A 14,734-nucleotide genomic window follows, 5' to 3' on the forward strand; every position below is an offset into this window, starting at 1 on the left:
ACTAGTAATTCAAATTATTTTTAAACTTATCAAATAAAACCCAACTCAATCAATTCAACCAAGTCATTGTTTTATCAGAAGTTTTAATCTTCATCACCGCCGATGGATGTGCATTCTACAGCATTTCACATCCGTTGCAACACCTTTTTTAAAATAATTATTTTGAGCGCATAATTTTCACTCAAATTACATTTTTTTATTCATATTTTGATCAAATTTGGTTTAATAGTAATAAATCAAGATTATTTGAACGTTTTTACTTATTATACGGCAAACATTTTGCCGCGCTAAAAGCGTCAGGACTATATATGCGCCAAACTTCTTTTTTATATGCAGGATTATTGTCACTTGTCGTAACAACACCTGTATTTGCAAATGACGAGGCTTCAGCACCTGTTGCTCAAGACTCAGAAGCTGCCAATAAATCAAAAACACAACAACTTGCGCATGCTGCGATGGTCAAGTCATCTGAAGTTGCAAAAAAATTATCTGTAAATGCCAATGCAGCACAATCAGAAGAAGATAAAGACCCTTTCCAACCGATCAACCGGAAAGTTTACGCATTTAATGATTATTTAGATGTCCATATTGCCCGCCCTGCTGCTGTGCAATATGTAGCAAAAACTCCTAAGGATATTCGTGAATCTTATCGTTTATTCCGTAAAAATTTGGGCGAACCGTGGAATGCATTTAACCAACTCATCCAAGGACGACCGACACGTGCTGCAAAAAGTCTGGGGCGTTTTACTGTTAATACACTGACAACTTTAGGCTTTGCTGACCCTGCAAGCCGTCTAGGTCTAGAAACCGAAGATGAAAACTTTGGCGCGACTTTAGGTTATTACGGTATTCCTTCTGGTCCTTATATTGTTTTACCAGTGCTTGGTCCAAGCACATTGCGTCAAACTGTGGGGCTTGCTGTAGATAGTCAAGGACGTCCACAGAAATATATGCTTGATGGTCATGATGTGGCGTATTGGTCTGAGCAAACTTTACGTGGAATCGATACTCGCGCTCAATTACTGGATATCGAAGGTGTATTGCAAGGCGATAAATACGCTCAAATTCGTGATATTTATTTGCAACGCCTGAACTATTCTATTGCTGAGAAAAAAGGTATTGCTGAAGAAAACTTATTTATTGATGAAAAAGATGACGATATTGATGAATCTGAAGATAATTCAACAGACGTTTCATCTGATGATTCTACCGATTTCATTGATGATAGCATTTCAGATGATACCGACACGGTATTAACTGAATAAATAAAATTTTTCAATTGGCTGGTGTGGTTTTTCCCTCCAGCCATCATTAGCTTGCTATAGTACACTTATTGTCTATCGAAGGATTCATCTAATTCTTTATGTATTTCATTCAACCTACTCGTGATATTCCATATTTAGATCAGGTACTTGATGCGCTTCCTAGCGTACAAATGATTAACATTGAAGATCTAGACTTGTATGATCCAACGATCATTGCAATTGCTGATGTTGCCGACTTTTTAAATCACCAATGGACACTTCCTACCATTGTGCTCGCTTTTGAGCATGAGGGCGCTGCATTGGCTCAAGCGTGGCAACAAGGTGCTTTAGCAGGATGGGTGTGGGACCATATTCCAACCAACCTTCAGGTGGCACTCACTAAAATTGATGCGCAATACAAACGCAATCAAGACAGCCGTGATCTCCCTTCTGCTGCAGATTTGCAAAAACGTTTACTGCCCAACCCAATTGAACTCCACAACTATAAAATTGAAACATTCTTCCAGCCTTCAGCCTATTTATCCGGTGATTGGTACGATTACTGGAAAATCAGCGATAAAGAAATCATGTTTTATCTCGCAGATGTATCTGGTCATGGGGTGACGAGTAGTTTACTGACCTCTTGGATGGCTGCTTTCCACGGTCGTTCAAAAACCCCGAGAGAACTCATCAAAAAGCTCAATGGCATGTTGGTTCAAGAAAATATTGAAAAGCACATTACCATGATTGCGGGGATACTCAATCTCGATACGCATGTCTTGAAATGGTCTAGTGCAGGGCATTATCCGCCGGCCATTTTATTTGAACCCGGTCTTCCCGCACGAATTTTAAATACCAGTAGCTTTCCACTTGGCTTAACTGAAGACCTAGAAGTTGAAGAGTTTGAATTTACCTTAAATCGTTATTCGCGCTTTGTAATTTGCTCGGATGGCGCACTTGAACCTTTTGATGGTGGATTGAATGAACAGCTAGGTCAATTGGTTTATCACTTGCAAAATCAATCATTTCAAGCACCAGACCATGTTGCCGACGATATTGCCATCTTAAGTTTACGTCGAATCAATTAATCATGAAATCAACTACTTAAACCGAATAAGACTTTCTGATCATACTCGGCTACTTGAGTAAGCTGTGCCCCTATGGGATAATTTACTATCCTTCTCTGCAAATGGCATTTATATGTCAACAGGTCATGTTGAATATGCAAGCTTGAACGGAACGCATATTTTTAAGCTTATTGGCGAAGTGCGTGCCCAATCTTGTATTAGTCTAGACAAGTTATTAAACAAAATTGAACAGCAACAAAATGTCGTCGGTGCAATCGTTGATTTAACCCAAACGACATTTATCGATAGTACTGTCCTTGGCATTTTGGCGAAACTGGGTTTGAAGCTCAAACAAGTTCACCATATCCAAGCGGTAATGTTGTCTACAAACTCTGATATCACAACGCTTGCCAATAGCATGGGTTTAGGTCAGGTGTTTGTTATTTTGAATTATTGTGGTGATCCAAGTGTATGCACTCGCGCACTTATGGAAGAACACATTACCCATAGCAATATGCTGAATACGGTTTTAGATGCACACAAAACGCTGATGAAACTAAATGATAGCAACCAAAATATGTTTGAGCCTTTGGTCAAACAACTGCAAAAAGAGCAGGACAATCTAGAGCAACCCAAGCAGCAAAATGTCTAATTTAGGTTAATCACAGCAGAGACACTCTTCGCATGACTTTACTTTCCGTTGCACAAATGAATTCTCAAAATGACATTGAAGATAACTTCAAAGTGATCGAATCATTGATGCAACAAAGTCAGGCTCAAGGTGCGAGTCTCATTGTATTTCCTGAAAATTTTGTCTGCTTTGCCGCTGGTAAACAACGCGAAACCGCGGCGCAATTTGAAAGTATTCAGCAGCGACTAGAACAACTCGCACATCGTTATCAACTTTGGATTGTTGCGGGCACACTCCCATGCCCTTATCGTCCAGATGGTTCAATCATTCAAGATGGCCGTGTCCGTACTGTCAGCCTGTGTATCAGCCCTGAACGTACCGAAGCACGTTATGACAAAATTCATTTATTTGATGTGCAAGTTGGTGACGCTGTCGGTGGCTATCAAGAATCAAAATTCTTTGAACCTGGTACTGAAACCGTAGTTGCAACAACACCTTTTGGCAATATTGGCCTGATGGTGTGCTACGACTTGCGCTTTCCTGAACTGGCTTTGAAACTTCGTAGCCAAGGTGCAAACATTTTAACGGCGCCTGCAGCTTTTACTTATACCACGGGTGAAATGCACTGGCAGTTGTTACTGCAAGCTCGTGCCATGGATAGCCAATGTGCTGTACTGGGTGCCGCACAACAAGGTTGGCATGGTGAAAAGCGTCAAACTTGGGGGCATGCTGGAGCAAGCAACAGCCGCGGTCAAATTTTAGCAATCACCGCAGAAGAAGGCGCTCAACTACTCACAGTTCCTTTCGACTTAGACGAGCAGCAACAGATTCGCGCATCAATGCCACTGATGCAGCACCGTGTTTTGGTTCAATATTGATTTTTACCCTGTATAAAATTACAAAAAAACTGAATATTATTTAAGCAAAATCCCCCACGATATGATTTTGAACCATCATCTGAGGGATTAGAATAATGACTTTAGAAAAAGCAGTTTATACAGCCCATGCAAAAGCCACTGGTGGTCGTGATGGTCGTGCTACGACGTCCGATGGTCATTTAGATGTTCAATTGGCTGTGCCGAAAATTATGGGGGGTACAGGTAATGGTACGAATCCTGAACAACTCTTCGCCGCTGGTTATTCAGCCTGTTTTTTAGGTGCAATGAAATTTGTGTCTAACCGAGATAAAATTTCGATTACCCCTGCTGCCTACGTCGAGGGTGATGTTGGTATCGGCCCTATTCCAACAGGATTTGGTATCGAAGTGACGCTTAATATTCATCTTGAGGGTATGGATGCAAGCGAGGCGCAGAAATTGGTCGATGCCGCGCATATTGTGTGCCCCTATTCAAATGCGACCCGAAACAATATTAATGTCACTTTAAATGTTTTGACTTAAACCCATTTGTACCTATCTAAACAAAGCACTGTTTTAATTCCTTATAAAATAGTGCTTTGAGTTTTTTGACCTCTACACATCTACAGCTGAGCTCAAAATAAAATCTTATCCATTTCCAATACATTTAAATATTCTTATTCAGCTGCCAAAACCTTGCTAAAATATATAACGATTCTTATTTACATTCATTTGTTGATCTATGATGCTTAAACCTCTCCTTATCAGTACATTACTAATCAGCGCATCCACACTGAGTTTTGCTGAATTAACCCTGTCTGAAAAAGTCCGTCCTCACATTAAATCCTTGGTCAATCCAGAAATTCAACGTCTTGCGCTACCACCAACACCGAACAACATGTCTTTACCTGCCTATGGTCAAGGCATCATTGGTTGGGGTACAGGCCCCGAAGGTGCTGCAGCGCGCTTAGCCAATATCAGCAAAGCCGACGTTGAAAAGCTTAAAACTCAAGATGTCACTTTAGAGATGGTTCAAACTTGGCAAAAGTTTTATGAAAATGAAACGCAGCGCAATGCAGGTAACCCAACCGCACCCATTCGTGCTGAATTGATGAAGAAAATTGTCAGTTTGTGGTAAGTGAAAGACTGTACAGCCCATATTTTTGGGCTGTTTTTAGTTCAAATTAGAAATAAAAAATCATGAGACATTCGATAGAAAGAATAATGAATAAAATTTAAAAAATGTTTAATATTCAAACTATAATTAACTATACATCCATAAAAAATTAAAATCATTTTCAGGACTTTACAATGAAAACATACTTTTCGATGCTTTTTCTAAGCTTGGCCTTAGCCGCATGTAGCCAAACACCTGCGCCTGATTTTTCAGGGGAATGGAAACAAACACCTGACACGGAGAGCCTACGCAAACTTTCCATTAGCAAACAAGGCGATGACTACCAAATTAAAGACGAATTTTGGCTCGATAAAAATAATACTGAGCGCACTTCTAGTGCTTCATCCGGTATGGCCGAAGTTAATAATGATGTTTTGAAATATAAAGAGAGCAATAGCATTGAAATGAAACTCAGTGATGCAACTCACCTCACTCTGACAGATAAAGCATACGATGCTGTTATTCATTTTGAAAAGATTAACTAAAGCAAAGCCCCGAGTCCTTGCACAGGCTTCGGGGCTTTATTTATATTTTACACTGACTATTCAGCCGCTTCATTCGTCACTCTGAGCACTTCTTCAATGGTGGTTTTACCTGCCAAAACTTTACGCAATCCATCATCACGTATTGAACCCGCATTTGCACGTACATGATTTTCTAACTCAAACTCAGCAGCATTACCATGAATGAGGCGACGTGTTTGCTCATCAATCGGGACGATTTCATAAATTGCGGTACGCCCTGTAAATCCAGTATGCGAGCATTGTTCGCAGCCTTTAGGTTGTGGCAATTTTAATTCGGCCGATGCATCGAGATGCTTAAATAAGTCTTTTTCAAAATCATCGGCATCATGCCAAGTCGCACAGTGACGGCACAAGGTTCGAACCAAACGCTGCGCCACCACACCGATCAATGAGCTTGAAAGTAGAAAGGGTTCAATCCCCATGTCTTTAAGACGGGTCACCGCACCGATTGCTGTATTGGTATGCAGCGTTGAAAGTACCAAGTGCCCTGTTAATGACGCTTGTACTGCAATTTCAGCAGTTTCTAAATCACGAATCTCCCCGACCATCACCACATCTGGGTCTTGGCGGAGCATGGCTTTTAATGCACGAGCAAAGGTCATATCGACTTTGGTATTGACCTGTGTCTGCCCGATCCCTTCAAGTTGATATTCAATTGGATCTTCTGCGGTCAAAATATTTTTTGAGCCATCATTTAAATCAGACAATGCCGCATATAAGGTTGTGGTTTTACCTGAACCGGTCGGCCCTGTAACCAAAATAATGCCATGCGGACGATGCACCAGTTGTTTCAGTCGATCATAATCATGTTGCATCAAGCCCAAATGGGTCATGTTTAAACGCCCAGCTTGCTTATCGAGTAAACGCATCACCACACGCTCACCATAGGAAGACGGTAAAGTTGATACACGAACATCAACTTCTCGGCCTGCCAAACGCAGTGAAATACGACCATCTTGTGGAATTCGCTTTTCCGCAATATCGAGTTTAGCCATGACTTTGATCCGTGACACCAACAATGGCGCAAGTTCACGACGTGGCTGCACAATTTCACGTAACTGACCATCAACACGTAAGCGGACAGACAGCTTTTTTTCAAAGGATTCGATATGAATATCTGAAGCACCGACACGGATCGCTTCCGACAATAAGGCATTGATTAAGCGTACAATCGGTGCATCATCTTCCTGATCCATCAGATCTTCAGCTTCTGGCACAGAGTCTGCAAGGCTGAGTAAATCAGGATGATCTTCCAGACCCGCTGCCACTTGTTGAGACTCACCGGTATCTCCGGCAAAGCTTGCACTGAGTAATTGATTAAACTCTTGCTCACTACATAATTGATATTGTGCAGGATGCCCTAAATAGCGACGTGCTTCCTGTAAAGCCAACAGTGGCGTGCTGTCACGACGTACAATAAAAGCTTGATCACCCTTATATCGAAGCAATACGCCATGACGTTTGGCAAAACTATATGGTATTTGTAATTGTTTAAGTACTTGCATCACGCATTATAATGATGAAAAAAGTTGTTTTGAGTGTACTCTAAGCATCTGACAGCGTGAAGTCTGTTTTTAGGATTTATCAGGACAAGGGATATACGCATTGCCATTAGAAAATGATTTGACTGAAAAGGAATCCCCAAAACGTAAATGGTGGGGGGAATATCAATTTGAACTGAATCACCCTCGCAGTTGGCAGTTTGGGTCTTTATTGTTTCGTGTGACGCGCGGCATGCAAGAGTGGCGTATGGAATACCATCGCCCGACCTTTCAGTTTGACTATGAGCAGCAATGGCATCCGATTCAAGACCCTGAATTTGGTTTTCCACAACCCATTAAAATGGAACGTTATATGTTCCGCCAGACGCATGACAAAATTCAAATCATGCCACGTTTGGCCGATCGTTCTGTGGTGATTAAACCGGTCGATCCGATTTATATTCCAGCCGGACAGCGCGGAACGTTATATATCAGCACACCGCTTTGGATTGCTGGTTTTGTCGAAGGTCTTAGAGAACCCTTGTTTGATATACCTGTTATTCTACCAAAAGATACCTGGTTTGGTCCGAATCATCGAATGGGTGAAATTTGCTATGCCACAGCAGTTGATGGTCGTACAGAACTTAAACAACTCAAACCTCGTGCTTTTCGTGCAGTAACCCCTATTGAGTTTCATAACGTGAGTAATCAACAGATTCGTTTTGACCGTATGAATGTCCCTGTACCGGCTTTGCCATTATTTTATAGTGAAAGTACAGGACGTTTATGGACTTCACAAATTCGAGTCGTGCATGAAGGTCATGACAAACCGCCGCGGGTCAAAATTGAAAACCGTACACCGCCACAAGCCGGTGACGTAATTTATCTGCATCCGCCACGCGAGTCAGCCAATGTACTATTCAATATGTTTGATTCATTTTTCTAACGGTGAGCCATGGCAGATTTAAATATTTCGACAGAAATTACCAGCAGCCTAAAAGGAATGGTCGCCAATCTCAATACCGATCGGCTGACAGAATTATTGGTGGCTGTTTTACTGGCAGTCATCGGCTTTCTGATTGCACGTTTTATCTCGAATACCTTTATTCGTACTGTGGGTATGCGTTTCAATGCCCATCAGCAGTTGGTTTGGCGTCGCGGGATTTTCTATTTTATTTTTTTAATCTTTGTGATGGCCAGTTTAAAAGAAGCCGGCTTTAAACTCAGCGTCTTCTTGGGTGCAGCGGGTATTTTAACAGTCGCATTGGGTTTTGCCTCTCAAACGTCCGCATCCAACCTGATCAGCGGGATGTTCTTGATCGGTGAAGGATCTTTTGAAGTTGGTGATACCATTCAATTGACACTGATTCGTGGGCATACCATTGAAGGTGAAGTGATCTCGATTGATTTACTGTCGGTCAAATTACTCACGCAAGACAATGTCTATGTCCGTTTGCCGAATGAACAACTGATTCGGGCACCTGTACATAACTTGTCTAAGTTTCCAATACGGCGCATTCCAATTACCCTTGCGATTAACTTTCATGAAGACATCATCAAAGTCCGTGAAGTTTTATTAGATGCCGTTAGTAAATATCCATTGGTCTTGGCCGATCCTAAACCTGCCGTGACCGTCACTGCCTTTCGTGAATCTTCCATTGAGCTGCTTTTTGCTATTTGGTGTCAAAGAGAGAATTTCCTGAAAGTCCGTGATGAAATGCAGGAACGGATTCGAAATGCTTTTGTCGAAAATAAAATTGAAATTCCTGTACCGAAAATGGGTTTTGTTGACCACCCGCTTTCTACGCAAGCAAGCGATGCCGACGTCGATCAATATGCCAATGCACAAGAGATTCAACGAGAGCCTCAACTCAAATAATAGTTTATAGACTTGATATGAAAAGCCCTGCATATCTTCAAATGTGCAGGGCTTTTTTATCATCCACTTTTTATAGCCATCGAATCGACCTATGCGGGTTCGTGATCTCGTACCTTTAAGAACTTCATCATGGTTCAATCTTGTCATTCGGCATGGGCGCAATATAAGCAATTAAAAGCATGGCAAAACCTGCGGCCATGAAGGAAATCACTCGCATGAGAGTGCCGACATGAGATAAATCCAGCAAGACCAATTTCAAAGTGACCAAGACCAAAATACTGCCACCGAGTAGCCAAACTGAACGTAATTGGCGCTGAGTAGCAAAGCGCATACTCACCAAAGCCAATAACACCCACAGCACAGTAAAACTTAGTTGAACGGTCGCATCGCTCCAAATGTCTAAACTGTTATAAGGTGTATCCAGATACATATGTAAGGCACGAAGCACAACATAACTACTTAACCAAAGTAGCCCTAGAACACTCAACACGGCAGCCAAGCTACGATCTAAACCGGCTTTTAACTGTTGATTCAACATCCATAAAAAAGCCGCTAACAACAGCAAACTCACTGCATCAAAAGGATTCAGTATCGGCAAGATATATCCCACAAAGGCCTGCTGACTAAATAATTGCGAACTGATGATCCAACTTAAAGCCAAAAACAAGCTGCTACGCGCTTGCCAAAACATTTTCCAGGCCGGTTGTTGCGCTTGCCAATAACACCATGCACAAAATATCAGCGGCAAAATTACCACACTGATATACGGCATACTGGGTATCAGCGTCAGACTGGTCCACGCCAAGCTGCTCAAAATTCCGAGACTGACCCATTCTTTTTCTTCACGCACACCGAGTAATGGTCGTAGCCAAAGCAGCGTCAAGCACAGCCCAGCGAATGCAAAATACATCTGCTCCATCGTTGAATGCCAAAGTAACTGACCGTTCTCACTCACTGAAATAACTTGGTACAGCCCCATCACATAAACAGGCACTAGACCGGTCCACTTAATGATGGACCAACTCCACGAAGCTTTTCGTTTTAACAAGCCTTCATTCACCAACAGATAGGCCACACTGACAATCAATAAACTCAAGGCCAATTGATGACTACTCTGCAGCCAATCTAAGAGCAACATGATGAGCATGGTGGTTGCTGAGAGCATTTGCACACATTGAAAGGCAATACTCGAACTTGAAAGCTGTTTATGAAATGCAGGAACAGCATGCGTCATGATAATGGCCGCCAAATAGCTCAAACACACGCCCCAATACATCTGTGCAGGGAAATGTGGCAGTTGAACCAAATAGTACAGACTTGAACAACCCGCCATTACCAAGAGCGCCATGCCTAAATAACGGCTGATATTGGACTGCTTGTATAGGGCATATATAAATATCAACGCACCTTCAACTGCCCAACCAACCACACTCCACTGCTCTTTCAATACTATCGGTGGAATCAATGCCAAGAATATTAAGGTCAAACTCAAATAACTTTGTGCAATCAGTGGGATCACAGCACTACGTTTACTGATGCTATACAGCGCGGCAAAAAGCGCCGCGAATAGCAAGCTATACCCCGCCTGCCATACCGTTTCCTCAAAATACATCAAATACAATGCCAGATAAGCAAGCACTGGTGCAGCAAAAATCAGTGCAATATCCAAGGCAGGTTTAAGCTGAAAATGCGCAAGATCCTGTTTCGCCAATAACTGGCTAAAACGAAAACCGAGCCAGATAAAAATCGCAGCGTGGACTAAAACCAGCACGCTCATCATCTGACGTTCGGTGGTGTATCCGTGGTAAAAAGCATATCCACCACCCATAATCACCGTCATCAAAAAAGCGATTTGATTTAGATATTTCCACGGTCTTAATGTACTCATGACCGCAACAGCAATATTAATCACAAGATAATAGGCGATGAATTCCGTTGCTGTTGCATCACGAACAGGCAAGGTAAATGGAGCAAGATAGGCGATCAGCATTGCCATGATTGCCAGTTCAACTGACTGTTGTTTCAAACTGAGCCAAATCGTCAATGCCATAAGCACTGCATACAGTACACAGGCTATGCCAAAGCCCGCAATCACAGCATTGTAATAGGCAAAAAATAAAGTCAAAAACAGCGCTGCAAGACCTAGACCTTCTAGAGCCAAGGCAAAACTGCGATTTTTGGTTTGTAGCCAAAAACCCAGTCCGACAACACCAGCACTGATCAAACTCACGATCAGCAGTTTCATGGCCAAGCTTAGTTGCCAATGCTCTGTGGCAAATCTGAGTAATAGCACCACGCCAATCACCAAGACCAGTACCGCCACTTTTAACACGGGATTACCTTGGAAAAGCCATTGCTGAATTTGACTAGATAGATTTGGCGCAGACTTGGATGGTGTATTAGAAGGCGTTGAATTGAATGATGCCTGATGTCTAGCTGTACCAACTGCCGTCGCGGGATGTACAGATGGTGTATCGTTAGAATCAAAATTTTCAGGACGGTCTATTGTCGACGCTGATATTGAAGTAGCTGCATGTATCGATTGCGACTGAAGCGCACGTCCTTGCAATAGATGCAGCTGACGTTCTAATCGTTTCAGCCAACGCAGAAAAAAATAGACCCACAGGCCAATCCCGATCGCAACCAAGTATCCCAATTCTGTTAACAGTCCAACGACCGTTAATAACGATGCAATATATAACGGAACCTTTGATGTCACTTGAAATGGTTGTTTTGATGAACTCAGTGCATCAGCGCCGTGCTGTAAATCATCGACATAATTCATCACACTGAGCATAAAACCGATGCCACTGATATAACTCAGGATTCGGACATCTAAGTACCATGCCCCGATCCCTACCAAGATCAGCGTCATCAACCAAATCATCTTGATTTCATTATTCTGTTTCAGCATACCTGCTTCGTCATTTTCCTGAATGTTTTGATGATACATGAGCCTGACCGATGGATTAAAACTATTCATCAGTGATTCGGTAAGTTACATATACAATCTAGACTCTGCGTGCGGGCAAAAAATCACGTACAATAAAACCGTTTTTAGGATTAGGAAATTATCAATGCCACCATTTGTCTTGGTCGATGGCTCATACTTTTTATTTCGTGCCTACCATGCACTGCCACCATTAACCACTTCAACCGGTTTGCATACCAATGCAATCCGAGGTGCCATTTCTGCCATCCAAAAATTAATGCGTCGTATCCAACCGACGCACATGGCCGTTATTTTCGATACACCTGAACCAACCTTCCGTCATGAATTGTCCCCGATCTATAAAGGTGACCGTCCTGCGATGCCGGAAGAATTATCACAACAAATTCCATATCTTCATGCATTAATTCGTGCTCTAGGGATTCCGCTGCATATGTTGCCGGGTGCTGAAGCCGATGACATTATCGGAACTTTAGCCAAACGCGCTGAAGCAGCCGGTCATCAAGTTTTGATCTCCACCGGTGACAAAGACATGGCGCAGCTCGTTACTGAGCGTGTCACTTTAGAAGACAGCTTCAAAGACAAACCTATGGACGTTCAAGGCGTTTTTGAAAAATTTGGGGTGTGGCCGAATCAAATCATTGACTACCTCACGCTGATGGGCGATGCCTCTGATGGTATCCGTGGTGTACCCGGTGTTGGCGCAAAAACGGCAGCGAAACTTTTAACCGAGTACGGCTCGATTGGCGGCATTTTAGAAAATGTCGACAGTATTAAAGGTAAAGTCGGTCAAAACATTAAAGACAATGTCGAAGGGATTGCTCTTGATCACCAACTGGCGAGTATTGTTTGTGACCTCGACATGGGTCTTAAATACGAAGATTTGAAACTTGCCGATCCAAATATTCCAGCACTTCGTGATTTATATACGGAACTAGAATTCCGTAACCAACTGCAGTCTTTAGATCATCCGAACAACCCCAATGGCGCAACCTACAAACAAGCAGCCAAAGCCATTAACACCACGGCGACTGTAGCCAATGCACCTGAAGTTGAAGATCAAGCGGACAAAACCAGTGTTGATGACTTACTTGGTGAAGCACGTTATCACACGGTATTGACTCAAGAAGATTGGGATGTGTTATTCAAGCGTCTAAGCACTGAAAAGCGTTTTGCCTTTGATACCGAAACCACTAGCCTTGACTACCGCGTGGCGCAGATTGTAGGTTTCTCGGTGGCTTTAGATGCACATGATGCCTATTACGTGCCGCTTGCGCATGATTATGAAGGTGCGCCGCAACAACTTGATCGTGACACGATCCTGAATCAACTCAAACCTTTACTTGAAGATAATGACGTACAAAAAATTGGTCATCATCTCAAATATGATGCACATGTCTTAGAAAATCATGGCATTCATTTGGCAGGTTGGTATTTCGATACCATGTTGGCCTCTTATGTCCTTAACTCTGTGGCTACACGTCATGGGATGGATGACGTCGCACGTTTGTATTTAAGTCATCTCACAACGACGTTCGAACAAGTGGCTGGCAAAGGTGCAAAACAAAAGACCTTTAACCGAATTGAGCTTGAAACGGCAGCCCATTATGCCGCAGAAGATGCCCATGTGACCTATCGTCTATATGAAGTACTCGATAAGAAGTTACAAGCTCACCCGGAGCTGATCAATATTTTGCACAATATTGAAATGCCGGTTGCCCGTGTTCTAACCTCTATGGAAGAAAACGGCATTGAGCTAGATATGGAATTCCTCGACCAACTCGGTGTGGAATTTGCCAATACCATTCAAAATTTAGAAACCGAAATTACCGATCTTGCGGGTCAAAGCTTCAATGTCAGCTCGCCAAAACAAGTGGGTGAAATTCTGTTTGATAAATTAGGTTTAAAAGGTGGCAAAAAGACCTCTACTGGTCAGTACAGCACCAGTGAAAGTGTGTTAGAAAAAATCGATCATCCGATTACTGATTTAATTTTGGAATATCGTGGTCTCTCTAAACTGAAAAGCACCTATACCGACGGTCTATTAAAGCAAGTGAATGATGACACACATCGTGTGCATACCAGTTACCACCAAGCTTTAACGGCTACAGGTCGTTTGTCATCTACCGATCCAAACTTACAGAACATTCCTGTCCGTGAAGATATTGGACGTCAAATCCGTAAAGCTTTTATTGCACCTGAAGGTCGCATTTTATTGGCAGCCGATTATTCGCAAATCGAATTACGTTTAATGGCGCATTTCTCGCAAGATCATGCATTAGTCGATGCTTTCAATCATGGGCAAGATGTACATAAACGTACTGCAGCAGAAGTTTTGGGCATTCCACTCGATGAAGTGACCAGCAACCAACGTCGTCAAGCCAAAGCGGTGAACTTCGGTCTGCTCTACGGCATGTCAGAATTCGGTTTGACCCGTCAACTGGGTTTCACTCGAGAAGAGTCGCGTAACTATATTGGTAAATACTTCCAACGCTACCCTGGTGTTTTAGAATATATGGAACGTACTCGCCAAGTCGCACGTGAACAAGGTTTTGTGGAAACTATTTTAGGTCGTCGTCTGTATACACCGGACATTATGGCGAGCAACAAAATGGTGAAACAAGGCGCTGAACGTGCAGCGATTAATGCGCCGCTACAAGGTTCTGCGGCGGATATCATTAAACTGGCCATGATTGCAGTCGATAAAATCTTACCGAAAGATCAAGCCAAAATGTTACTGCAAGTACACGATGAATTGGTATTTGAAGTTGATGCTGCAATTGCCGATGAACTCTCTGCCCAACTGACTGAAGTGATGCAATCTGTGTTGAAAATTTCCGTTCCACTGATTGTGGAAGTGGGTCAAGGCAATAACTGGGACGAAGCACACTAATTCATTCACGTTCATTCACACCTTTCTCCTTC

The 14,734-nt window shown here is 42.6% G+C and carries 12 protein-coding genes; 10 read left to right on the top strand and 2 right to left on the bottom strand.

Going from position 1 to position 14,734, the window contains the following annotated elements; all coding sequences use genetic code 11:
- Positions 1–308 precede the first annotated feature (308 nt).
- The 7 genes from FTV50_RS10495 to FTV50_RS10525 all read left to right on the top strand — a co-directional run bounded on the left by FTV50_RS10495 (position 309) and on the right by FTV50_RS10525 (position 5,460).
- Positions 309–1,265, top strand: a complete 957-nt coding sequence (locus FTV50_RS10495) for a VacJ family lipoprotein (protein ID WP_180024382.1) — start codon at positions 309–311, stop codon at positions 1,263–1,265.
- Positions 1,266–1,363: 98 nt separating this feature from the next.
- Entirely contained in the window at positions 1,364–2,332 is a 969-nt protein-coding gene (gene gigA / locus FTV50_RS10500) for an RsbU family protein phosphatase GigA (protein WP_078192616.1), read from the top strand.
- Between the two features lie 112 nt (positions 2,333–2,444).
- Positions 2,445–2,963, top strand: a complete 519-nt coding sequence (gigB, locus tag FTV50_RS10505) for an anti-anti-sigma factor GigB (protein WP_078189558.1) — start codon at positions 2,445–2,447, stop codon at positions 2,961–2,963.
- Positions 2,964–2,995: 32 nt separating this feature from the next.
- A complete protein-coding gene (locus tag FTV50_RS10510; RefSeq protein ID WP_180011795.1) occupies positions 2,996–3,820 on the top strand; it encodes a carbon-nitrogen hydrolase family protein in 825 nt (274 codons plus the stop codon).
- A gap of 95 nt (positions 3,821–3,915) precedes the next feature.
- Complete coding sequence (locus FTV50_RS10515; protein ID WP_111884709.1) at positions 3,916–4,341, top strand: organic hydroperoxide resistance protein; 426 nt, start codon at positions 3,916–3,918, stop codon at positions 4,339–4,341.
- A gap of 202 nt (positions 4,342–4,543) precedes the next feature.
- Positions 4,544–4,936: a DUF4951 domain-containing protein gene (locus FTV50_RS10520; protein WP_180024383.1), complete on the top strand. Its 393-nt coding sequence runs from the start codon at positions 4,544–4,546 to the stop codon at positions 4,934–4,936.
- Positions 4,937–5,109: 173 nt separating this feature from the next.
- Positions 5,110–5,460: a hypothetical protein gene (locus FTV50_RS10525; RefSeq protein ID WP_180007244.1), complete on the top strand. Its 351-nt coding sequence runs from the start codon at positions 5,110–5,112 to the stop codon at positions 5,458–5,460.
- Between the two features lie 56 nt (positions 5,461–5,516).
- On the opposite strand, the gene gspE is transcribed toward FTV50_RS10525, so the two are convergent.
- Positions 5,517–7,004: a type II secretion system ATPase GspE gene (gene gspE / locus FTV50_RS10530; RefSeq protein ID WP_180024384.1), complete on the bottom strand. Its 1,488-nt coding sequence runs from the start codon at positions 7,002–7,004 to the stop codon at positions 5,517–5,519.
- Between the two features lie 100 nt (positions 7,005–7,104).
- Here gspE and FTV50_RS10535 point away from each other — a divergent pair, with 100 nt between their 5' ends.
- Together FTV50_RS10535 and FTV50_RS10540 are read left to right on the top strand one after the other, a co-directional pair.
- The gene (locus FTV50_RS10535) at positions 7,105–7,926 is read left to right on the top strand and encodes a hypothetical protein (RefSeq protein WP_078192622.1); all 822 of its coding nucleotides are present in this window, start codon (positions 7,105–7,107) and stop codon (positions 7,924–7,926) included.
- A gap of 9 nt (positions 7,927–7,935) precedes the next feature.
- Positions 7,936–8,859 (top strand): mechanosensitive ion channel family protein, encoded by a 924-nt coding sequence (locus FTV50_RS10540; RefSeq protein ID WP_180024385.1) that lies wholly within the window; start codon positions 7,936–7,938, stop codon positions 8,857–8,859.
- A 127-nt stretch (positions 8,860–8,986) separates the two neighbouring features.
- Here the strand turns inward: FTV50_RS10540 and FTV50_RS10545 are convergent, their stop codons facing one another.
- A complete protein-coding gene (locus FTV50_RS10545) occupies positions 8,987–11,773 on the bottom strand; it encodes a DUF2339 domain-containing protein (protein ID WP_180024461.1) in 2,787 nt (928 codons plus the stop codon).
- A 163-nt stretch (positions 11,774–11,936) separates the two neighbouring features.
- On the opposite strand from FTV50_RS10545, the gene polA reads away from it, so the two are divergent.
- The gene (gene polA / locus FTV50_RS10550; protein WP_180024386.1) at positions 11,937–14,702 is read left to right on the top strand and encodes a DNA polymerase I; all 2,766 of its coding nucleotides are present in this window, start codon (positions 11,937–11,939) and stop codon (positions 14,700–14,702) included.
- Positions 14,703–14,734: the final 32 nt, after the last annotated feature.

This window comes from Acinetobacter sp. YH1901134 (genome assembly GCF_013416965.1).
GTDB classification, from domain to species: domain Bacteria; phylum Pseudomonadota; class Gammaproteobacteria; order Pseudomonadales; family Moraxellaceae; genus Acinetobacter; species Acinetobacter amyesii.

Coding starts and splice junctions, on each gene's coding strand:
- FTV50_RS10540 (WP_180024385.1), top strand. CDS start 7,936: ATGGCAGATTTAAATATTTCGACAGAAATTACCAGCAGCCTAAAAGGA.
- polA (WP_180024386.1), top strand. CDS start 11,937: ATGCCACCATTTGTCTTGGTCGATGGCTCATACTTTTTATTTCGTGCC.
- FTV50_RS10515 (WP_111884709.1), top strand. CDS start 3,916: ATGACTTTAGAAAAAGCAGTTTATACAGCCCATGCAAAAGCCACTGGT.
- gigA (WP_078192616.1), top strand. CDS start 1,364: ATGTATTTCATTCAACCTACTCGTGATATTCCATATTTAGATCAGGTA.
- FTV50_RS10525 (WP_180007244.1), top strand. CDS start 5,110: ATGAAAACATACTTTTCGATGCTTTTTCTAAGCTTGGCCTTAGCCGCA.
- gigB (WP_078189558.1), top strand. CDS start 2,445: ATGTCAACAGGTCATGTTGAATATGCAAGCTTGAACGGAACGCATATT.
- FTV50_RS10545 (WP_180024461.1), bottom strand. CDS start 11,773: ATGCTGAAACAGAATAATGAAATCAAGATGATTTGGTTGATGACGCTG.
- FTV50_RS10510 (WP_180011795.1), top strand. CDS start 2,996: ATGACTTTACTTTCCGTTGCACAAATGAATTCTCAAAATGACATTGAA.
- gspE (WP_180024384.1), bottom strand. CDS start 7,004: ATGCAAGTACTTAAACAATTACAAATACCATATAGTTTTGCCAAACGT.
- FTV50_RS10520 (WP_180024383.1), top strand. CDS start 4,544: ATGCTTAAACCTCTCCTTATCAGTACATTACTAATCAGCGCATCCACA.
- FTV50_RS10495 (WP_180024382.1), top strand. CDS start 309: ATGCGCCAAACTTCTTTTTTATATGCAGGATTATTGTCACTTGTCGTA.